Genomic DNA, 21,664 nt, shown 5'->3' with positions numbered 1-21,664 from the left:
ACAAGAGGAACTGTCATGGATCTGCAATTGAAAGGCCGCGTGGCTATCGTTACTGGCGGCGGCATGGGGATCGGCAAGGAAGTCGCGCGCTTCCTGTCCGAGGAAGGCTGCAAGGTCGTCATCTGTGCCCGCCGAATGGCGTATCTGGAAGAGGCCGCGCGGGAAATCACCGCGCAAACCGGCAACGAGGTGCTGCCGCTGTTCTGCGACACCAATGAAATGTCCGCGGTGTCGCAAATGGTGGAGGCGGCGAAGAACCACTTCGGTCGTATCGACATCCTGGTCAATGGCGCTGCGGCGCCGTCAGGGGTGGTGCGCAACGACATCGAGCACGCCGGCGATGAAGAGCTGTTGTCCGACCTGAACACCAAGGTCATCGGCTACTTCCGTTGCGCCAAGGCGGTGACCCCGCACATGAAGGCCGGCGGTTTCGGCCGCATCATCAATATCGGTGGCTTGACCGGTCGCGGTAGCAAGGTGCTGTCGGGCATGCGCAACCTGGCCATCACCCACATGACCAAAACCCTTTCCGACCAGTTGGGCCCGTCCGGGATCACGGTCAACCTGATTCACCCGGGCGTGGTCGATACCCCGCATATCCAGGAGCTGTACGAGCGCGAAGGGATCAAGCAGGGCAAGACGCCGCAGCAAGTGGAGCAGGGCTACATCGACGCCACGCCGATCCGCCGCACGCTCCAGCCGATCGAGATGGGCTGGCTGATCGGTTTCCTGGCCTCGCCCAAGGCGGGTGCAGTGACCGGCGAGTCCATCGGTATCGATGGTGGCTTGACCCGTGGCATCTTCATTTGAGGAATGGCAGCTATGAGTAATGGAACGCTTTTCGTCGCGACCGTCGGCCAGGCGCTGATCCGCAGTGCCGACGACGGTGCCACCTGGCACCGCTTGGGGGTCGATCAGGTCCTGGAGTTCGACGCGATCACCCGTTCGCTGAGCGTCAACCCCGATGTGCCGGAGGTCATCTACGCCGGCACCGATATCGGTCTGTGCGTCAGCCGTGATACCGGCGGCACCTGGGAGCGGGTGGATGCGCCGTTCAATGGCCAGACCGTGTGGAAGGTGGCCGTCGACCCACTGGATGCGCAGCGGATCTTCGTCGGCACCGGCGCGCCCTCCCGCGCGGTGTTGTGGCGGACGACCGATGGCGGGCAACGCTGGGACCGCGCACCGGTGGAGATCCCGGAGTTCTGTGACGGGGTCAACCGTCCACGGCTGCTGGCATTCGCCTATGACCCTACCGACCGCAACCAGCTCTGGTTCGGCCTGGAAGAGGGTGGCCTGTTCCACAGTCGCGACGGCGGCGATACCTGGACCCGGGTCGACGACCGCTTGCTCTGGGACTACAACTCCGACGTTCACAACATCCTGATCCTGCCCAACCACGGCAAGAAGGTCGTGGTGGTGGTGTGCGTCAACGCGATCTATCGCAGTTTCGACGAGGGGCAGACCTGGAGCGGCATCGTTGCCAGGGAAGCCTTCGGCCTGTACTACGCGCGGGCGATGAACGCGCCGCTGGGCAGCGAGAGCACGCTCTACCTGAGCATTTCCGACGGCACTCCGGGGACCACCAGCAAAGTCCTGGTCTCGCGGGACGCCGCCGAAAGCTGGGAAGTGCTGCCCCTGCCGCAGCAGCCGAACTCCTGTGTCTGGGCCATCGCCTTCAACCCGGCCAATCCACGGCAGGTCCTGGCGGGGACCAAGTACGGTCATCTGTTCACTTCCGGGAATGGCGGCGATGGCTGGCAGAAGCAGTGGCGCGAGTTCAGTGAAATCGCCGACGTGCTCTGGACCCCGGCGGTCGCCCGGATCAAGGCCGGGCATCAATCCATCGTTAAAAAGAACTGAGGTGTCGCGCGATGAACATCGAGATCGTTCGTACGCACTTGTCCTTGTTCGTGTCCGACCCGGACCGCTCCGCGCTCTGGTATGCCGACATCCTCGGCATGCATGAAAGTGCCCGGGGCGAGAGCTGGGTCATGATGGCGTTCGGCACCAAGCACCATGACATCGCGCTGATTCGCGCCGAGCCCGGCGCGCACCAGGGCGGGCTGGGCCTGCAGCACTATGGCCTGGAGATCGCCGGGGACTTGGACACCCTGCGCCGGCTCTACGGCATGCTCCTGGAGAAGCAGGTCGAGGTGGTGAAAATCACCGACCACGAAATTGGCAACGGCCTGTACTTCAACGATCCCGACGGCAATCGCCTGGAATTCTTCCTCGAGACCGAACACGACGATGCGCAGGGCAAGGCCCGCTTCAAGAGCGCCGGCGCACCCAGTCGCGACATCAAGCTTGATCCACTTTACTGAAAGGAACGACCGATGAAACCGAACAATTTCGCCAGCTATCACATCCGCAAATGGTACAGCTTCGTCGAAGAGACACTGGCCAACGAAAGCGGGCAACTGGCCGATGGCGAACCGCTGTTCAAGTACGCCATCGCGGCGGTGATCGACAATCCCTATGCTGGGCGCTTCAGTGAGGACCTGTCCGAGCTGGTGGTGCCGTCCCCGTTGCTGGGCAAGGAATTTGGCCGGCGTATTCGCGCACTGGCCGGCGAGCGCGCCATCGTCAGCTATGGCAAAGCCTGCCTGGTCGGCAGCCAGGGCGAATACGAGCATGGCAACGCCTTCCTCACCAACCCCGCAGCCGATCCGATTCGCGAAGCCCTGGGCGGTGGCAAGTCCTGGGTCCCGTCCACCGGCAAGCGCGGTGGCCCGGGAGCGACCATCGATGTGCCGCTGGCGCACAAGGACGCGCTCTATGTGCGTTCCCACTACGACTCCATTTCCCTGTCCTTTGGCGACGGCCCGGCCCCCGATGAAGTCGTGATCATCTGGGCATTCGCCACCCGCGGTCGCCTGCGGGCCCGTCTTGGCGGCCTCGCGGCCGAAGACATCCAGGGCGAAAACGGTCTGGTCTGAGGTCGATCCAACTGGGTGGAGCAAGCCGATGTCTGCAGAAAGCTGTTTTTTCATCAATCGTTCGGGGTTGCGCCTGCACTATCTGCGCTGGGGGAGCGCGCAGGGTCAGCCCCTGGTGCTGCTGCACGGGTTGCGGGCGTATGCGCAGACCTGGGAGTCCCTGGCCCAGGCCCTGGGCGATGGCTACTGTTGCTACGCGCTGGACCAGCGTGGCCGCGGCTTGAGCGATTGGGCGCCGAGTTCCAGCTATCGCACCGACTTCTATGTCGGAGATCTGGAAGACCTGGTAGAGCATCTGGGGCTGCGGCGTTTCGTGCTGGTCGGGCACTCGCTGGGCGGGACCAATGCGCTGGAGTATTCACGCAAGAATCCGGGGCGGCTCGATGCGCTGGTGATCGAGGACATAGGTCCCGGGTCGTCGATCAGTGGCGACGGGGCGGCGCGCATTCGCCGTGAAATGAATGAGACACCGCTGCGGTTCGCCGACTGGGACACGGCACGCGCCTTCTGGCGCAAGTCGCGCCCGGGGCTGTCGGAGCCGGGGCTGGTCTCCCGGCTGGAGCATTCCATGAAAGACACCGGCGCCGGGATCGCCTGGCGCCACGACCAGAAGGGCATCGCCGAGGCGCGCTTGAGCATTGTGCCCACCGACCTGTGGCCCGCGGTCCGGGCGCTGGAGTGCCCCACGCTGTTTATCCGTGGCGGGCGTTCGGACTTTCTCCCCGTGGCGACCCTGGCTTCGGTAAAGGCCGCCAATGCGCATGTCCGGACCGTGGAAATAGCCGACGCCAGCCACTATGTACATGATGACCAGAGTGAAAGGTTCAACCGTGTCGTGCTGGCCTATCTGAATGGCCAGGGCGAACGACAACTACAAGAAATCGGTGAAGAACGATGAAACAGCAAAGAACCCAGGTCGTCATTGTCGGCGGTGGACCGAACGGCATCAGCGCCGCGCATTACATGGGGCTTTATGGTATCGACTGCGTGGTGCTGGAGGTTTGCGACGAGATCCTGCCCTATCCCAGGGCGGTGGGCATGGACGACGAAGCCTTACGCGTATTGCAGACCATCGGGATCGCCGAGCTGGCGGTGCGCGACATGATCTGCGACGTGCCCTTGCGTTACTACAACGCCCGTGGTGTGTGTTTTGCCGAGGTCAAGCCGACCACGGCTCACTACGGTTGGCCCATGCGCAATATCTTCATGCAGCAACTGCTCGAGGCGACCTTGCGTGAGGAACTGAAGAAGCATGCCTGCGTCGAGTTGCGTCTGGGCCACGAGATGCTCGACCTGCATCAGGATGCCGAGGGCGTCACCCTGCAGGTCAAGGGCGCCAGCGGCGAGCCGTACCAGCTTCGGGCGCAGTACGTGATCGGTGCCGACGGCGGCCGCTCCGGTGTGCGCAAGAAGCTCGGTATCGAGCTGCTCGGCCTGACTCACCCGCGCAAATGGGTGGTGGTGGACACCGGCAACGACCGGCTCGACGCGCCGTACACTGCCCTGCATGCCGACCCGCAGCGGCCTTTCGTCTGCATCTACCTGCCTTACCGCCAGCGGCGCTGGGAGTTCATGCTGATGGAAGGCGAGGACGAGGCGAAAATGTGCGAGGAGGCGACAATCCGCGGGCTGATTCGCGGGCATATCGGCGACGCCGCGGACGAGCTGGAGATCATCCGCATTCGAGCCTACACCCACAATTCCCGGGTGGCCGCGCGCTTTGTCGAGGGCCGCGTGGCCCTGGTGGGGGACGCCGCGCATATTTCCCCGCCCTGGGCCGGGCAGGGGCTCAACTCCGGTTTGCGCGATGTGGCCAACGTGGTGTGGAAGATCGCCGCCATCCTCCAGGGGCGGGCCAATGCCTCGATCTTCGCCAGCTACGATCTGGAACGTCGCGGCCATGCCACAGACCTGATCGCCCTGGCCGACAATATGGGTGCCGTGCTGGGGCTGACCAATCCGTTGATGGCCGGTGTGCGCGACTGGCTGTTTCAGGCCGTCAACAGCGTGGACAACCTGCGTTCGCATTTGCTCGAGTTCAAGTTCAAGCCGAAAGCGACGATCACCAAGGGCCTGGTTTATCACGAGCGTGCCGAACTGCTTGAAGGCGACCTGGTCGGCCAGTTGTTCGTGCAGCCCTTTATCGAAGATGCCACAGGCCAGCGGCGCCGGCTGGACGAGGTGCTGGGCCATTCGTATGCGGTACTCGGCTACCGGGTCAATCCGCTCGAGTCGCTCAGCGATGAAAGCCGAGCGTACTGGGCTGGCTGGGACACCCGGTTCATCCAGGTCAACCGTTCTCGCAGCGGCTCGGGGCGTAACCAGCCGCTGAGCAGCGAAGGGGCGATCAGCGTGGAAGACGTGGATAACCGCCTGGGCGACTGGTTCTCGAAGGTCCGCGATTGCATCGTGGTGGTCCGGCCAGACCGCTTTATCGCGACCATTACCACGCCTGAGCGCCTCGAAGGCGTGCTGCTGAAACTCGCGAGACAACTGTCATGAACAAACTGTCGGAAATGCTCGTCCAGCTCAGGGACGCGGCTCGATCCAGGGTGGCGTTGGCGCCGGTCGCAGGCGCGGAGATAGACCTGCTCAGCGGTTACTTCATCCAGTACCAGGCGCTACAACAGCGCCGGGCCTCGGGTGAAGTGCTGGTCGGCTGGAAGGTCGCCTTCGCCGGCGCCGCGACGCAGAAGCGTTTCGGTCTGAATGAACCGGTATTCGGGGCACTGACCGATGTCATGGGCATCGAACCGGGCAGCCGGGTGGATCTCGCTCGACTGATCCAGCCCAAGCTGGAGATCGAGCTGGCGTTTGTCCTGGGGCGGAGCCTGGCTCCCGGTGAGTATTGCGACGAGGAGATCCTGGCCGCGATTGCCCAGGTAGCGCCGGCTTTTGAAATCGCCGACAGTCGTTGGCAGGGATGGCGCTTTGGTGCCGGTGCCTTCCTCGCCGACAACGCCGCGGCAGCCCTGTACTGCCTGGGGCCGCGGCAGTACTTCGATCCTGTTCGACATACCGATGTGGCGTATCGCCTGGAACATCAGGGCGAACTCTGCGGGCTAGGCAGCACCTTCGGTCGGGAAGATGCGCCGCTGACCAACCTGTGTTGGTTGATCCGTCGCTTGCTGGCCGACGGTCATCCGCTGGAGGCCGGGCAGGTGGTATTGTCCGGGGCATTGTTACCGCCCCTGGACATCCAGCCTGCCGAGTACCGGCTCTACATGCTTGGCACGGAACTGGCTTTATGGTTCGAGCCGGCACCGGGCCTTGACTGACAGGTTGCCGCACCAGCGATGATCCCTACCAGGCCGATAATATAGGGAGCGATGATCATGTTCGCCGAAGTCCGTTCCTTCAATGATTCCCAGCAGCACGCCGGCTCGATCCTGGGCTGGCGCCAGGTCTACGATCAATTGGGCCGTGGCTGCCTGTCGAGCGAGCTGCGCCAGATCTGCGCCGATCGATTCCAGATTTTCCAGGAGGTCCTGGACAAACGCATCGTGCAGCACGGCTGCGCCCCAAAAGGGCGCCTGTGTATTGCGATGTCGCTGGGCGCGGGGCGCTCTCCCGTGGTCCAGGGGCACGAAGTGGGGGCCCACAGCGTGGTGTTGCTGCGTGACGGCGAGGAGTTTCTGTTGCATGCCCCGGAAGGCCTGCGATTTTTCGCGGTAAATGTCGACATCGTCCGCTTTGCAAAACTGGCGGCCCTCGAGCTCTCGAACGAACAGATCCGCCGCTTGAAAACCATGCCGCAGATCGGTGTTTCCAGCGGGGTGCTGGTCAATGTCCTGAAGCGGATAAACCCGGTCTTCCAGCGCATGCTCGAGCGCCCGGAAGAGATCAATACCGCAGTGGAGAGAATGCTCGAGGACACCCTGCTGGAGGTTTTCCTCGACCTGTTCAGCCACGCCTCGGATGAAGTGCGCTGCCGGCGGGGCAACTTCGCCGTTAGTGCCTACCTGGTGAAGAGAAGCCAGGAGCTGTCCCTGGCCAGCCAGGACACGCCCCTCAGTATTCTCGACCTGTGCGAACAGTTGCACGTGAGTCGCAGGACCTTGCAGAACAGCTTCCAGGTGGTCACCGGCCTGCGCCCGGTCGAATACTTGCGCAATCTGCGCTTGAACGCGGTCCGGCGCCGGCTGGTCACGACGACGGCGACGGAGCATAACGTGGGTGAGGTCGCGGTCGAGATGGGCTTCTATCACCTGAGTCATTTTGCTGGCCACTATCGGGAGCTCTTCGGTGAATTGCCCTCAGAGACCCAGCGGGCAGGGTAATTGCCGGCACACAGCGGGCGGCGGGATGGGATGGCGCCTCTTCTCCAATAAGCGCCATCCACAGGTTCCATGGCCGAACTCAGCCAGGTATTGCGAATACCGCTTCGACCTCGATATTGACCTCTGGCGAGAACAAGCCGGCCACCCTCACCAGCGAGCTGGCCGGGTAGGCACCGTCATAGTTTTTCGACAGGACTTCACGCAATGCGCCGACTTCGTCCATCGAGGTCACGAAGATGGTCACCTTGATGAGGTCGCGCATGCCGATTCCCTCAGCCTGGGTGACGCGCTTGACCTGTTCGAATATGGCTTCGGCCTGCCTGGCGATGTCCTTGCCCTGGGCCGGCGTACCGAAGGCTGTCATGCCGGACAGGTACAGGGTGCCGTTGTGACGAACCGAAACGGAGTAGGGGCCGGCCGGTTCGGGCAGGGAGGGATAGTTTTTTCGGGTGACCACTGAGGTTTCTCCATTACCGGAAATGGGGCTATCTGCCGCCGATGCGGGCAGAGCATTGACCAAGCCTGCCAACACACAGGCAACTGCGAGAGCTTTCATAACGCTACTTCTCCTTCGACAAAAAATGCTGCTTCAGCTGGGCTGCCAGCCGCCTCCCTGGGCCCGATAGAGGGCACCTGTTGCGGTCCAACGGAGCATCCCGTCAGCAGGAGCGCGGCCAGGCCGATGTGGACGGGGGATGACAGGCGATTCATGCCTTGTCCTCCCAAAGCATCTTCTTCATGGTCGCGCGCCGTTGGGCGCGTCTTTCCACCAGGCGACGTAGCCATACATAGAAGACCGGGGTCAGGAGCAGGCCGAAGAAGGTGACACCGACCATCCCCGAGAACACCGCGATGCCCATGGCCCGGCGCATCTCGGCGCCGGCACCGGAGGACAACACCAAAGGCACCACGCCCATGATGAAGGCGATGGACGTCATCAGAATCGGGCGTAACCGCAGATGGCAGGCCTTTAGCACTGCGCTGACGCAATCCAGGCCCTGCTGCTGTTTCTCCCGGGCAAACTCCACCAGCAGGATGGCGTTCTTGCACGCGAGCCCTGCCAATACGATCAGGCTGATCTGGGTGAAGATGTTGTTGTCGCCGCCGGTGAGCAGCACCCCGGCGATGGCTGACAGCAGGGTCATCGGGACGATGAGGACCACCGCCAGCGGCAGGCTCCAGCTCTCGTACTGCGCGGCCAGTACCAGGAACGCCAGCAGCACGCACAAGGGAAAAACCAGCAGGGCGGTATTGCCGGCGAGAATCTGCTGGTAGGTCAGTTCGGTCCACTCATAGGCCATGCCGTTGGGCAGTTCCTGCTGCAACAGCCGCTCCATGGCTGCCTGGGCCTGGCCGGAGCTGTACCCCGGAGCCGGGCTGCCGTTGATCTCGGCGGACAGGAAACCGTTGTAATGCATCACTCGGTCGGGACCGGACGACTCCCGTATCCGGACGAAGGATGACAACGGAATGAGGTCGCCCTGCCGGTTGCGTACTTTCAGCCTGCCGATCTGCTCCGGCGCCACGCGGTATGCCTGCTCGGCCTGGACATTGACGTGGTAGGTCCGCCCGAAGCGGTTGAAGTCGTTGGCGTACATCGAGCCCAGGTAGACCTGTAACGTGTCGAAGATTTCGTCGATCGCCACCCCATGGACCTTTGCCTTGTCCCGATCGATATCCGCGTCGATCTGCGGGACGTTCACCTGGTAGCTGGAGAAGACACCGGCCAGTTCGGGTAGCGCCCTGGCTTTGTCCACCAGCGACTGAATCTGCTGGTAGAGCGCTTCATGCCCCAGGCTGCCGCGGTCCTCGATCTGCACCCGAAAGCCCCCGATAGAGCCCAGGCTTTCCACTGGCGGTGGGGGAACCACCATCACGAAGGCCTCCTGGATCCGCCCATACTCGGCGGCCAAGGCCTGGGCGATGGCGGTGTCGGACATCGAGGCGTCCTTGCGTTCATCGAAGGATTTGAGCGGGATGAACATGAGCCCCGCGCTCACGCTATTGACGAAGCCGTTGATGGACAGGCCGCTGAAACTCACGGTATTGGCCACCCCCGGATGCTTCAGGGCAAGCTCGGACATCTTCAGGATGACGGCCTCGGTACGGTCCAGGCTGGCGCCTTCGGGCAACTGGGCAAAGGCGACCAGGTACTGTTTGTCCTGCTGAGGGATGAAGCCTGTGGGGGTTTTCTCCAGCCCCAGATAGGCCAGTCCCACCAGGCCGACATACAACATCAGGACGATGGCGCCCGCTCGCAGCAGTCGCGTGGCGAGGCTGACATAGCCCGCACTTGCCCGTTGGAACAGTCGGTTGAACGGAGCGAACAGCCAGCCCCCGAACAGTCGGTCGATCAGCTTCGACAGACGATCCTTGGGCGCGTCCTTGCCTTTGAGCAGTATCGCGGCCAGGGCGGGCGACAAGGTCAACGAGTTGAACGCCGAGATCACCGTCGATATCGCGATGGTGAGCGCGAATTGCCGGTAGAACTGCCCGGTGAGGCCGGAGATGAAAGCGCTCGGAATGAACACCGCGCATAGAACCAGGGCGGTGGCGATGACCGGGCCTGTCACTTCCTTCATCGCCTGGCGGGTCGCTTCTACCGGCGACTTGCCCATGTCGATGTTGCGTTCGACGTTCTCCACCACGACGATGGCGTCGTCGACCACGATACCGATAGCCAGCACCAGGCCGAACAGCGATAGCGCGTTGATGGAAAAGCCCAGCAGTTGCATGACCGCGAGCGTGCCGATCAGAGACACTGGCACTGCGGCTAGCGGAATGATCGACGCGCGCCATGTCTGCAGAAAGAGGATGACCACCAGCACGACGAGCGCGACGGCCTCCAGCAGCGTATACACCACCGCGGTGATGGAACTGCGCACGAAGATCGTGGGATCGTAGCCGATCGAGTACTCGACGCCCGGTGGGAAGTCTTGAGCGAGCTCGCTCATCCGCTTGCGAATCCGGTCGGACAGCTCGATGGCGTTAGCATCCGCGTCCTGGAAAATCTGCAGGGCGGTGGAAGGGCGACCGTCGAGGTGCGCGCGCAGGGCGTACTGGCTCGAGCCCAGTTCGATGCGTGCGACGTCGCGCAGGCGGACGATTTCGCCGTGCTCGCCGACATGCACGATGATGCGCTCGAACTCGTCCTCGTCGACCAGCCTGCCTCGGGCGTTAATGAGCAACTGGAAGGCGTTGTCGCTCGCGTTTGGCGGTGCGCCGAGCGAGCCGACGGCGACCTCCCGGTTCTGCTCGCGGATAGCGCGTATCACATCCGTCGCGGCCAGGTTGTAGGAAGCCACCTTGTCCGGATCCAGCCAGACCCGCAGGGCATAATCGCCCATCCCCAGCAGGCGGATGTCGCTGACACCCTCGATCTTGTACAGCTCGTCGATGACGTGAATGGTCAGGTAGTTGGCAAGATAGGTCGGGTCGTACTGGCCGCTCGGCGAATACAGGTGAACGACCTGGGCCAGTGCCGGCGACGTCTTGTCCACCGTCACGCCCAGCCGCTGGACATCGGGAGGCAGCTGGGTGGTCGCGCGGGTGACCCTGCTTTGTACCTGGACCAGCGCGGCATTGAGGTCCGTGCCCAGTGCGAAGGTCAGGGTCAGGGTCATCGAGCCGTCCGAGGTCGACTGGGAGGACATGTAGAGCATGTTCTCCACGCCGGTGATGGCCTGCTCCAGCGGTGAAGCTACGGTTTTGCCGAGCACGTCGGGGTTCGCGCCCGGAAATTGTGCCCGCACCACAATAGTGGGCGGCACGACTTCCGGATACTCACTGACCGGCAACTGGAACAGAGAGACGATTCCGCCGATCAGAATGAGCAGCGACAGGACGATGGCGAAGATCGGGCGTCGCACAAAGAACTGCGAGATGTTCATGGCGATGTCCTCCGCTCCGGGCCTTGTTGTGCGACAGGCGTCGGTTCGGTAGAGGCATTCAGCCGCGTCAAACGGGCCAGCACCTCAGCGGTCGCCATGGCCACCGCTTCCGGTGTAACCCTGGCACCGGGACGGGCATGCTGCAGGCCATTGACCACGATGCGGTCTCCTGCCTTCAGGCCCTCGCGGATCACGCGCAGGCCTTCGACCTTGGGGCCAAGCTGGACGGCGCGATAGCTCACCACCGCATCTTTGCCCAGCACCAGTACGAAGCGATTGCCCAGGTCGGTGCCAATCGCTTCGTCTCGGACCAGGGTGGCGGGGTAGCGGTCGCTGGCGGGTAATTGCAGGCGAACGTAGAGCCCGGGGGTCAGCTCGTTTTCGCCGTTGTCGATGACAGCACGTGCCTGCAGGGTACCGGTACGTGGATTGACTTGGTTGTCGAGGAAGTCCAGGCGACCTTCATACGCGGGTCGTTCGTCGGTACTCAGTGCCAAATGCACCGGCACACGGGAAGGGGAGAAGGCCTTTTCGCTTCGTATGCGGCGAATCTGCTTCAGGTAGGTGGCTTCGTCGATATCGAAGTACGCATAGAGCTCCTTCGTGCCCACCAGCGTGGTGAGCAGTGTGGCCCCCTCATTGACCAGGTTCCCGGCGGTCACCTGCGCGCGGCCGATGCGGCCGTCGATGGGCGCCGTGATGCGAGTGAAGCTCAGATTCAGGCGCGCGGCGTCGAGTTGGGCGCGGATCGCCGCAACGGCGGAACTGGCTTCGTGGTACGCCGTCTTGCGTGCGTCAGCCAGCTCGGCGGAAATCGCCTGGTTGGCCCTCAGCTTCTCGCCGCGCTGGGCTTCACTGGCGGCGCGGGTCTGTTTGGCGCGGGCCTGCTGAAGTTGTGCGTCGAGGCGATTGACCTCCGCCTGCAAGGGCCTGGGGTCGATCTGGAACAACAGTTCGCCTTTCTTGACGAGCGAGCCGTCTCGAAACAGCACGCGGTCGATATGCCCGGAGACCCTCGGCCGTAGATCGACTGACTCCGGGGCTTGAAGCCTGCCCGAGAATTCGTCCCAATCGGCGAGAGACTGGACGACGACCTCCGCGACGCTGACGACGGGGAGGGGGTGTTCCGTACTCGCTCCCTGGTTGGGCTGGCCGCAGGCGCTCAGCGTGCTGACGGCGACCAGCGCCAAGGCGTGCTTGAGGCTGTTGGAACTGGAGATACGCATGATTGACTCCCAAAGATGGTTCACCTGGCCCTGACGGCGGCGTCAGAGCGACTGGGCCCAAGCGCCTGGTTGCTTTGCCAGCCAGCTGTCATGCAGCCATTTCTCGGTCTGGCGCTTTCCGGGGAAGGTGATCCAGACGATGTCGCGTTCGAACACCATGGGCTTCCCGTCGCTGCCGACGATGATCCAGAACCAGCGACCGTCGGCCAGATTGCGTGCCTTCACTTTCATGCCGCTCAAGGTCACGACCTCTTCGTGGCCGTCGCGCGTAACCTTCAACGGTTCATCGTGGGGTTCGATCCAACTGATCTTCATACGCTCGATCAGGTCGGGGGCATGCTGCTCGAGAAACAGCCTGGCAATTTCCTCGGAGCGTTCGCGCGACGGCAGTGGCTTGCCGACCAGCTCCAGCGACATATTGGCGAAGCCCTTGAGCACGCCAGCGTCCGAAACCACGGTGCTGAAGTGTTCGCCATCCAGTCCTGAGTTGCGGCCATCGCTGCGCACGTAGCGGGTGAGTAGCGCTTGCTCGCCGTCGACAGTCACCTGGCGGCGAGCGGACTCCTGGTAGATGGAAGGCACTGCGATCGGGCGGGTGGCGGGCTGGTTCATGGCAGGTTTCTCCTTGGGCGAATCGGTGTTGGCGGTGGCAGTGATCGCTGCCAGAGCCATGGCGAGGGCAATGCTTGCGGTGCGAACCGGCGAGTTCATGGAAGGCTCCTTTCGAGTGGTTGACTGCCAGGCGTGGCAGGGGCTGCGGGCTGTACAGCTGGCCATGATTGGGGCTCGCCTTGAACGAAGAGCAGTGCCACCAGGCCTATCAGAACCAGCGTCATGTGCACCGATTGAATGGCGCCCTGCTTCAGCCAGTAGCCGAACCACAGGCCTCCGCAGATGAAGCCGAACCACAGCAACAGGAAGCAGGTCAGGGCGACGACGGCGCGGTTGCGGGCGACGTCCAGCGCGGTACGACTGCCCAGGCGCCAAGCCTTGGCGTAGGCGAATGCCGCATACCAGAGCAGCATCGAAACGACGATCTGGATGCCTGCCACCGCGTACAGCGCCGTTTCGGCCCAGTGCGCTGGCCAGGCGCGCCATCGTAGGGCCGCGCCCAGCAGTTCCTCTTCTTCCAGCAACACCATGGAAAGGGTGTTGCCGATATGGAAGCGGTTGGTTTCCGGGTCGGTGAGGTTGTTGAGTACGGCGATGCTCAACCAGAGGGCAAGACTGGCCACCACCGCCAGGCGGCTGAAGGAGAACGGGTGAAACGACATCATGGTTCTCCTCGATGCAGGGACGCGTCGGGGTAGAGGATGGGCCAGTCACGTTGCTCCGCATGCCTGACCAGGGCCGGGTCGCCCGCCACTACCGTAGGATTCCCGACGCTCATCAAGAGGGGGAGGTCCGTCAGGTGATCGCCGTACCCGTAGCAGTCGGCTGGATCGACGCTGAGCGTATCCATCAGGCGCAAGGCGGCTTGCTGTTTGCCCAGGCCAATGGTTTGCGGCGGGATGAGCTGGCCGGTAAAACGCCCGTCGCGCGTCTCCATTCGATTTGCCAGAACGTGGGTGACCCCGAGTTCCGTCGCAAGGGGGGTGAGAAACTCCACGGCCGAGCCCGAGACGAAGGCGACTATGTCTGCGTTGCTCTGGTGCTCCTGAAGTGCCTGCAGGACTGGACGGATGAAGAATTTCGAGCGCGTCCTTTCCTGGACGTACCAGGCCTGGGCCGCGTCGGCCACCAGATCCGGCTGGTGGTCGCGGAAGTCTTCGTAGAACAGCGTGTTGATGGCAGAGCGATCGAAACCTTTCCTGACGTACTCATCGATACGTCTGGCAGAGGCAACTTCCGCCTCATTGCCACGTTCCTCTCCCCATAGCCGACGGAAGTAGAACCCTCGGAAACTGAACATGCTCTTGAGGTCGATGAGGGTTTCATCGACGTCGAAGAAAGCGATTCTTCGTGCTGTCATTACGATTACTCGAAAGGCGCTTGCACCTGGGTGCAAGCGGGCGATGGGATCAAAGGGTGGGAATCGGCTCGGTCATCAACTGCGCATGCGGATGCGGGGTCATGCGCAAGCGGCGGCGCAAGGTGTCGACTTGTGAGGACAGGGCGCGAGAGGCGAGCGTGGCCTCGCGCAGACCGAGGCGCTCGGCATCCATGACGCAGAACTTGACCTCTACGCCAGTGACGGATTGTTCGCCCTGCCAGACCTCCATCGTCGCCTGCACTTCGACGCGGTCGGGGCGCGGTTGCTTCAGGTCGATCAAGCGATAGCGGATCTGCGCCGGCAGCGGGAAGGCGAAGGCGGTGTAGCGGACATTCATCTCGTTGAGGACGAAGTAGCGTTTATGCGGTTTGTAGTCGTCCAGATGGAAGCGCTCCGTCACCGCCAGGAACATCTGGCGGCACGCTTCGAGCAGCACCATGCCTTGCACATGCTGTCCAGTGAGGTGGTCGAGCATCAGCTCGTTTTCGGCATGGAGCAGGAGGCTGGCGGTATAGAGGCCTTCCTCGTTCCTCTCCGGAACGGAGATCAGCACGTTCTTGCGCTGGCGCTTGTGGGCGAGCTCCTGGCCCGCCAGCTCCGCGCCCGTCCACAGGTCCCAATGATCGAATTCATCGGCATGCCCGCTGGCGATCGCCATGCGATAGGCATGCTGAATTTCCTTGCGGCCAAGCCCCTGCCCGGCAACGACCTTGCAACCTCTCAGCACGGATGGTCCCGGTGTCTTTAGCACCAGCAGCAGCGTGCTGTAGGACATCACGTTTTCATGCCTTGCGAAGTCTTCGAACTGGTTTGCAACTACAACGTAGATACTCATCAATGGATTCCCTTTCTATACCCGGGGCCTTCGGCAGGTCGTTTGGCCGATACCGGATTACTACAAAAACAGACCCGCTTCCCACTGACGTCCTGCGTGGAAACCAGGGCCGCTCGACTAGCGCACACGGGAGCTGTCATCTACCCGTGCAGCGCTGTACAACGCTGCAGCGCCGAGCCCCGCTGCGAGTACCAGAAGAAAAGATTCCACCTGCCAGGCGCGACTGATGTTTGCCAGCCACGGTCCAAGGCTCGCCCCGACAAAGAGCACGAAGGTGTAGAAGGACACCGCCAGGCCGCGAACATCGGGCGATGCCGCCGCGGCGATTCGAGCGATCAGCCCGGGGACACTGATGGCCACTCCCACGACATAGACGACACTGGCTGCCAGCAGCAGGGGAATGTGTTCTTGACCGGCGCTTGCACAGAGCACCAGTCCAAACGCCGCGACGCCAAGCCCCGTGGTAGCGACCCGCTTGGCTCCCCAGCGACCAATCAATTTGGCAGCGAGCAGTGGCGCGAGAAACGCCGGCAACGCCACGCCACGTGCTTGCATTCTGCTGATGCCCTGGCTTTCGATGAGCTCGCCCAGGTGCATATCCAGTCCTATGTAAAAGGCGACGAATGACATCAGCAGCAGGAGTGCGGGCAGATAGACACGGCGCAGGGCCGGGTTACCGAGCAAGGTGAAGATGGGTCGATATCCTTCCCACATCGAGCCCTTCGGACGTACCGCTCGAACTCCTTCCGGGACTGTGGCCAGGCGCAACGCGGTCGCGGCATAGATCACCACCAGTGGCATGAGGGCGTAACCCAGGCCCCAACGCCCCGCAACGAGGCTGCCGTAGATCTGCCCGAGCACACCTGCCGACAGGAACGCCGTACTCATCCAGGCCACTCCCCACACACGTTGCTTGGGGGTACCGCGCTCGGACAAGTAGGCGAGGGCCACGGGCGGGAAGGAGGCGGCGGCGAATCCCTGCAATGCCCGGCCGCAGATGAACAGGGTTGGCGTCTGCGCCCATGCGAGCCCCAGCGTGATGATGGCCAGCAGCACCAGGCCGCCGACCATGACCGTCCTGCGGCCAAGGCGATCGGACAAAGGCCCGAACACCAGAAAACCCGTGGCGTATGCGAACCCGAAGGCGCCCAGTGCGAGGCCAGCCTGTTCCTGCGGCAACTGATAGGCCTGTGCCAAAAGGGGCAGGATAGGCACCGGGATATACAAGAGAGAGACCACGGCGAGCGCGCAGAACACCATCTGCACCAGCAAAGTCGCTGTGGGTTGTTGAGCCATATCCTGTGTAGATGTGTGCATTGCTACATATCTCGATCAATAGAGGCGCCAGGGCATTGAAGTCGCGGCGTTACTGGCCGCGACGCGAGGGAGCCGCCCAAGGTTTAATTTTCTGTAGGTTGCTGTGTAGCGTGCTACATGATTTTTAAAAGACTCGGCCGATCAGCCGAGTTCCGTTTCCAGGCGCATTGTCCGCAGGGCAGGGGCCACCCTCATCATCAGCTTCACCAGAAGCTCGCGCTCATCGTCTTTGAAGTGGCTCATGAACCTGGCGACCCACTCGTAGTGTTTGGGCAGCACCCGGCCAAGGGTGCTGTCGCCCTCCGGGGTCAGCCGGACGATCCAGTAGCGCCCATCGTCCGGGTCCGGATGTTTCGTACAAAGACCGGCAGCTTCCATCTGCTTGATGGCGCGCGTCATCGTCTGCGAAGCCACGGCTACCCCATCAGCCAGCGCGCCGATCGAGAGCCCGCCGGGGTTACGCTTGAGCAGCAGCAGGACGAAGAACGGTGTTTGGGCAAGATTCTCGTGCGCGAGGTTGGCATTAAAGGCCGAGAGCATTTCATCCGTCGCCGACGCCCATACCAGCCAGGTATAGAGCCCCTCGACATCGGGGTTGTCATAGAGCTTGCCGAAGTGCTCGAGGGTTTCGCGCGAAGGCAGGTCTTTCAGTTCGAACATGGTATCTGTGCATGGCTGTGTAGTCGGCTGCATGTTGGTGACCGAGTCGTCGGGATGTCAAGCCAACGCTAATTGGGCTGACCAATTCAGATAAATCATGGAGGGGCAAGAAACAGTCGTACTCATTGTGCGGTATTCGTCTGTCAGCCCCTGCCTTCGATGGTCTAGGATGGGCTATTTGCCGCCGGCAAAGCCGCCAAGACCTAGAGTTGCAATTGAGTTCACGACATTTTCGACCGCGCCGCAGTGACCGCCTGCGAATCGCCACCTGCCGCAAATCCCGCAAATCCCTCAAGGAAGGTTCCCCATGCTACTGAGGTCCCTCGCAGCTATTGGCATTCTGTTGCTGGGTTTTCTTTCACCGATATTTCCGGCTCACGCGCAAGACATTGCGTTGTCCGGTCGGATGACCACCAGCAGCCACCCCTGGCTGGACCCCAGGGCGCGGCACTGGCTGGAAGGGCGGGGGCCGCTCACGATCGGGGCCGTGCGTCTCGATTATCCGCCCCTGTCAGTGCTCTATGGCGACCGCTACCAGGGCATCACCGCCGACTATCTGGCCCTGATGTTCGAGCGGCCGCCCAAGGTGCGCGCCTACTCGTCGCGGGCATCCGCACTGGCGGCCTTGCGCAGTGGCGAGATCGACCTGCTGGGCGCGGGCAGCGATGTCGAAGGCCGGGAAAATGGCCTGCTGCTCAGCGAGGCTTACCTGCCCGACCGGCCGGTGCTGGTGACGTCGCAGGCCCAGCCCTTCGATCCCGAGCAGGCCGGTAGCGTTCTGGGAATGACCGTCGGCTATCTTCAGCAACAGGCGGTACGAGAGGTCTATCCCCATAGCAAGGTCGAGCTTTTCGATTCGCCCCAGCGCGCGCTCGAGGCGCTGGTGCTGGGGGACGTAGACGCGGTGTTGGGGGACGCCGTGTCCTCGCATTACTTGATGCAAACCCATTACCTGCTGGGCCTGCGCATCGACAACTTCGCTCCTGTCGACAGCCAGGGTTTCCGCTTCCTTCTGCGTCCGGGCGACGAGCCGCTGAGGGGCATCATCGACCGGGCGATCCCCGGGATATCCAGGCGCTATGGGGACGATATCCTGCGCAGCTGGAGCGCCGGTCGCCGCTTGAGCATCGACGAAGCGCGGGTGAAGCTGGCGCCCGCGGAACAGCGCTGGCTGGACAGCCACCCGCAGGTCCCCGTGGCCATCAATTACTCGCTTGGAGCGCTGGGCGAGCTGGGACGGGACCGCGATGTCACCGGCATTGGCCGCGACTACCTGGAGTTGATCAGCCAGCGCAGCGGCCTGAAGTTCTCCTACCTGGGTACGCCAAACACCCTTGAAACCAACAAGCTCATCGCCGAGGGGCGCGCGCTGTTGACCCCGGCCATGCCTCAGTCCGAGCTGTTCGAGACGCCACTGGATGTCTTGCCGCCGTACCTGCGCAGCTCCACCGTATTGATGACCGCGACCAGTGCTGGCCGCCGCGCCGGCCGGCGTTTCACCGGGCTTGACGATCTGCATGGGAAGACGCTGGCGACGGGTGAAGGCTACTTTTTCATCGATACCATAAGACGTGACTATCCGGCGATTCGGCTCAAGGTATACCCCACGTTCCTCGAGGCCATGCGCTCGGTCGATTCGGGGCAGAACGAGGTGTACCTGAGCAGCGACTACACCGGCCGCTATCTGTCGGCCCAGTACTTCGACAATCGCATCCAGGTCACCGGGATCCTGCAGAGCACCTCCACGCCCATCGGCATCGGGGTGGCGAAGCACCAGCCGGAGTTGCGCAGCATCCTGGAGAAGGCGCAGCTGGCAATCACGCCTGAAGAGGTCGCGGAAATAGTCAAAGCCTGGGCACCGCGTTTCTCCAGGGGCGGGAGCGACTTCTGGCGTGACCATCGCGACAAGATTCTCCAGCTGGGTAGCCTCTTCGCGATCCTGATCGCCATCTCGCTGATCTGGGCCTTCTACCTGCGACGCCAGGTCCGCAGGACCCGGGCGGCCGAGGAACGGGCCGAGGCCGCCAACCAGGCCAAGAGCGTCTTCCTGTCAACGATGAGCCATGAGATACGCACGCCGTTGAACGCGATCATCGGCCTGCAGGAACTCGCCCTGCGCAGAGCGAAACAGGGGGAGGCCGACAGCGTATCCCTGTCCGTGGCCCAGGACGCGGCCCAGGGGCTGCTGTTGTTGCTGGGCAATGTGCTGGATATTTCTCGCATCGAGTCCGGAAAGATCGATTCGTTTCCTGAGCCGGTGCTCATCAAACACCAGATTGAAGGCGTCGTCTCGGTAGTGGTGGGCATGGCGCGACAAAAAGGCCTCACCCTGGACGTCAATGTGGAAGGCGACCTGCAGGCATGGGTGCTGCTGGACCCGCTGCATTTCAAGCAGGTGCTGTTCAACCTGCTCAGCAACGCCATCAAGTTCACCGAGCGCGGCGGCGTCACCCTGCAGGCCCGCACCCGCCGTGAGGGGGACAGCTTGTGCCTGGACCTCGATGTCATCGATACGGGCGTCGGCATTTGTGCCGAGGACATGGGCAAGCTGTTCAAACCCTTCTCCCAGGTGGGCGTACCAGGCACTGAGCAGATGTCCGGAAGCGGCCTGGGACTGAACATCAGCCGCCGCCTGGTGCAACTGATGGGGGGCCAGATCAACCCGCGTAGCGAACCTGGCAAAGGGTCGTGCTTCAGCCTCGAATTGAGCCTGCCCATCTGCGACCCTCCAGCTGCTGTCGAGGGCGAAGCTGCGCAGCAGGTCCAGCCCGTTTCTGCCCAAGTGCAGCCATTGTCCATCTTGCTGGCCGAAGATAACGCCTTCAATCGCGTCACCCTCAACACCCAGCTTGAGACCCTGGGGCATCGGGTCGTGGTTGCGGAAGACGGGCAGGAAGCCTTCAAGCGCTGGCTGAGCGCGGACTTCGACATCGTGCTCACGGACGGCATGATGCCCAGGATGGACGGCTTCGAACTCGCCAGGCGGATCCGCTGGGAGGAGGGCCACAGCGGCCTGCCACGCTGTCGCATCATTGCCCTGACGGCCAGCATCGAGGCGAGCGCCGTGGAGCGCTGCATGGCCGCCGGGATGGACCAGGTCTTGTTCAAGCCTGCAACCCTCGAAACGCTCCGGCAGGCTATCGCGTCCGTCCCGTCAGGCGGAACCGGCCCCGAGGAACCCCGATAAGCCGAAGCGGCCCTTTGCACGCCGGGTATCGGCCACCCTCGCAAGCGCGGCCGACTCGATGAACCCGGGAGCAGGGTTACCGGGATCGCTCCTTATGGATGAACGGGGTAATCGATGTATCCGCGCTGATCGCCACCAAAGAAGGTGCTTGGGTCGGGGGCATTCAGCGCCAGCCCGTCGCGGATCCGCCGGGGCAGGTCGGGGTTGGCTAAAAAGGGCCTGCCAAAGGCGATCAGGTCGGCGCGGTTGGCGGCCAGGGCCTGCTCCGCCGATTGCGGATCGTAGCCGCCGGCGAGCATCAGCACGCTGTTCCACTCTGAGCGCAGTTGCCCGATGATCGCGTCCCAGCGCGGGTCGAAGTTCTCGTCCTTGACGGTGCCGACCACGGCCGGTTCCACAAGGTGCAGATAGGCCAGGGGCCAGCGGTTCAGGGCGCGGACGATATGGCCGAAGGTTGCCTCGGGCGTTGCGTCGCCCATGCCCATGAAGCGACCCATGGGAGTGAGGCGTACCGCCACTCGTTCGGCGCCCACCTCATCGGCGACGGCCTCCACGACCTCCAGCAACAGCCGGGCGCGATTTTCCACGCTGCCGCCGTACGCGTCCTCGCGCTGATTGCTGTTGCTGTTGATGAACTGGTCGAGCAGGTAGCCGTTGCCTGCGTGGATTTCCACGCCGTCCATGCCGGCCTTCAGGGCGTTACGCGCCGCGCGCCGATAGTCGTCGACGATCTGCGCGATCTCCGCCACTTGCAGGGCGCGCGGCACCGGCACATCGCCCCAGACGCCGTTGCCCTCGTCGTCGACGATAAAGGTCTTGCCTGGAACCGGCAGTGCGCTGGGCGCCACCGGCAGGGCGTTGTCGGGCTGGAAGCTCGGGTGAGAGACACGCCCCACATGCCACAGCTGCATGAAAATCAGCCCGCCGGCTTCGTGCACTTGGGTGCTCACCTGGCGCCAGGCCGCCACCTGGGTATCGCTGTAGATCCCTGGGGTCCAGGCGTAGCCCTGGCCCTGGCGGGAAATCTGCGTGGCCTCGGTAACGATCAGCGCGGCACTCGCGCGTTGCCGGTAATACTCGGCGTTCATGGCGGTGGGCAGGTCGCCCGGCTGGCCGGCGCGGGAGCGGGTCAGTGGGGCCATGGCCACGCGGTGAGCCAGGGTGTAGGGGCCGACCGCAAGGGGTTGGAACAGGTGCTGAGTCATGGGTATTTCCTTATGAGGGCATCGATCGGGATGCCGTGGGTGCTCAGGCGGACGGTGCCTGGTTGAACAACAGGTGATTGCCGAATGCGTGTCTTTGTTGGGCTCTAACCTAATCCGCCGGGCCGTGGC

At 63.0% G+C, this 21,664-nt stretch carries 19 protein-coding genes; 9 read left to right on the top strand and 10 right to left on the bottom strand.

Translation table 11 applies throughout. From position 1 onward, the window contains the following. The first annotated feature begins 15 nt into the window (after positions 1–15). From AC3RCP_RS19440 to AC3RCP_RS19405, 8 genes are read left to right on the top strand one after another with little or no spacing between them, the layout of a single operon-like run. Positions 16–810: an SDR family NAD(P)-dependent oxidoreductase gene (locus AC3RCP_RS19440; RefSeq protein ID WP_492571067.1), complete on the top strand. Its 795-nt coding sequence runs from the start codon at positions 16–18 to the stop codon at positions 808–810. Positions 811–822: 12 nt separating this feature from the next. Then, positions 823–1,863 (top strand): WD40/YVTN/BNR-like repeat-containing protein, encoded by a 1,041-nt coding sequence (locus tag AC3RCP_RS19435; RefSeq protein WP_492571068.1) that lies wholly within the window; start codon positions 823–825, stop codon positions 1,861–1,863. An 11-nt stretch (positions 1,864–1,874) separates the two neighbouring features. After that, on the top strand, positions 1,875–2,327 hold the full coding sequence (locus tag AC3RCP_RS19430) for a VOC family protein (protein ID WP_492571069.1): 453 nt from the start codon (positions 1,875–1,877) through the stop codon (positions 2,325–2,327). 12 nt (positions 2,328–2,339) lie between these two features. Next, positions 2,340–2,942: an amino acid synthesis family protein gene (locus AC3RCP_RS19425; RefSeq protein ID WP_492571070.1), complete on the top strand. Its 603-nt coding sequence runs from the start codon at positions 2,340–2,342 to the stop codon at positions 2,940–2,942. A gap of 28 nt (positions 2,943–2,970) precedes the next feature. Continuing rightward, on the top strand, positions 2,971–3,840 hold the full coding sequence (locus tag AC3RCP_RS19420) for an alpha/beta fold hydrolase (protein ID WP_492571071.1): 870 nt from the start codon (positions 2,971–2,973) through the stop codon (positions 3,838–3,840). Next, a complete protein-coding gene (locus AC3RCP_RS19415) occupies positions 3,837–5,444 on the top strand; it encodes a bifunctional 3-(3-hydroxy-phenyl)propionate/3-hydroxycinnamic acid hydroxylase (protein WP_492571072.1) in 1,608 nt (535 codons plus the stop codon). Before AC3RCP_RS19420 ends, AC3RCP_RS19415 begins: the two co-directional genes overlap by 4 nt. After that, positions 5,441–6,220, top strand: a complete 780-nt coding sequence (locus tag AC3RCP_RS19410) for a 2-keto-4-pentenoate hydratase (RefSeq protein ID WP_492571073.1) — start codon at positions 5,441–5,443, stop codon at positions 6,218–6,220. The genes AC3RCP_RS19415 and AC3RCP_RS19410 overlap by 4 nt, the downstream gene beginning before the upstream one ends. A 57-nt stretch (positions 6,221–6,277) precedes the next feature. Continuing rightward, positions 6,278–7,222, top strand: a complete 945-nt coding sequence (locus tag AC3RCP_RS19405; RefSeq protein ID WP_492571074.1) for a helix-turn-helix domain-containing protein — start codon at positions 6,278–6,280, stop codon at positions 7,220–7,222. A 79-nt stretch (positions 7,223–7,301) separates the two neighbouring features. On the opposite strand, the gene AC3RCP_RS19400 is transcribed toward AC3RCP_RS19405, so the two are convergent. The 9 genes from AC3RCP_RS19400 to AC3RCP_RS19360 all read right to left on the bottom strand — a co-directional run bounded on the left by AC3RCP_RS19400 (position 7,302) and on the right by AC3RCP_RS19360 (position 17,143). Beyond that, on the bottom strand, positions 7,302–7,778 hold the full coding sequence (locus AC3RCP_RS19400; protein ID WP_492571075.1) for a RidA family protein: 477 nt from the start codon (positions 7,776–7,778) through the stop codon (positions 7,302–7,304). Between the two features lie 151 nt (positions 7,779–7,929). Next, complete coding sequence (locus tag AC3RCP_RS19395) at positions 7,930–11,112, bottom strand: efflux RND transporter permease subunit (protein ID WP_492571076.1); 3,183 nt, start codon at positions 11,110–11,112, stop codon at positions 7,930–7,932. Further along, the gene (locus AC3RCP_RS19390; RefSeq protein ID WP_101338351.1) at positions 11,109–12,338 is read right to left on the bottom strand and encodes an efflux RND transporter periplasmic adaptor subunit; all 1,230 of its coding nucleotides are present in this window, start codon (positions 12,336–12,338) and stop codon (positions 11,109–11,111) included. Before AC3RCP_RS19390 ends, AC3RCP_RS19395 begins: the two co-directional genes overlap by 4 nt. Before the next feature lie 42 nt (positions 12,339–12,380). Next, positions 12,381–13,049 (bottom strand): hypothetical protein, encoded by a 669-nt coding sequence (locus tag AC3RCP_RS19385; protein WP_492571077.1) that lies wholly within the window; start codon positions 13,047–13,049, stop codon positions 12,381–12,383. After that, positions 13,046–13,612 (bottom strand): DUF2165 family protein, encoded by a 567-nt coding sequence (locus tag AC3RCP_RS19380; protein WP_492571078.1) that lies wholly within the window; start codon positions 13,610–13,612, stop codon positions 13,046–13,048. The genes AC3RCP_RS19385 and AC3RCP_RS19380 overlap by 4 nt, the downstream gene beginning before the upstream one ends. Next, a complete protein-coding gene (locus AC3RCP_RS19375) occupies positions 13,612–14,310 on the bottom strand; it encodes an HAD family hydrolase (protein WP_492571079.1) in 699 nt (232 codons plus the stop codon). Before AC3RCP_RS19375 ends, AC3RCP_RS19380 begins: the two co-directional genes overlap by 1 nt. A 49-nt stretch (positions 14,311–14,359) precedes the next feature. Further along, positions 14,360–15,166 carry an AfsA-related hotdog domain-containing protein gene (locus tag AC3RCP_RS19370; protein ID WP_101338347.1) on the bottom strand — a complete coding sequence of 269 codons (807 nt, stop codon included), beginning with the start codon at positions 15,164–15,166 and terminating at the stop codon, positions 14,360–14,362. 117 nt (positions 15,167–15,283) lie between these two features. Further along, a complete protein-coding gene (locus AC3RCP_RS19365) occupies positions 15,284–16,462 on the bottom strand; it encodes an MFS transporter (RefSeq protein ID WP_256593404.1) in 1,179 nt (392 codons plus the stop codon). A 162-nt stretch (positions 16,463–16,624) separates the two neighbouring features. Further along, on the bottom strand, positions 16,625–17,143 hold the full coding sequence (locus tag AC3RCP_RS19360) for a MarR family winged helix-turn-helix transcriptional regulator (RefSeq protein ID WP_492571080.1): 519 nt from the start codon (positions 17,141–17,143) through the stop codon (positions 16,625–16,627). A 307-nt stretch (positions 17,144–17,450) separates the two neighbouring features. Here AC3RCP_RS19360 and AC3RCP_RS19355 point away from each other — a divergent pair, with 307 nt between their 5' ends. Then, positions 17,451–20,330 carry an ATP-binding protein gene (locus AC3RCP_RS19355; protein ID WP_492571081.1) on the top strand — a complete coding sequence of 960 codons (2,880 nt, stop codon included), beginning with the start codon at positions 17,451–17,453 and terminating at the stop codon, positions 20,328–20,330. 92 nt (positions 20,331–20,422) lie between these two features. Here the strand turns inward: AC3RCP_RS19355 and AC3RCP_RS19350 are convergent, their stop codons facing one another. Further along, positions 20,423–21,535 (bottom strand): alkene reductase, encoded by a 1,113-nt coding sequence (locus tag AC3RCP_RS19350; protein WP_101338344.1) that lies wholly within the window; start codon positions 21,533–21,535, stop codon positions 20,423–20,425. Positions 21,536–21,664: the final 129 nt, after the last annotated feature.

The organism is Pseudomonas sp. GW822-FHT05A08, from assembly GCF_058800485.1.
The sequence above is the reverse complement of the archived record's forward strand: the minus strand, read 5'-3'. Positions and strand labels throughout refer to the sequence as shown.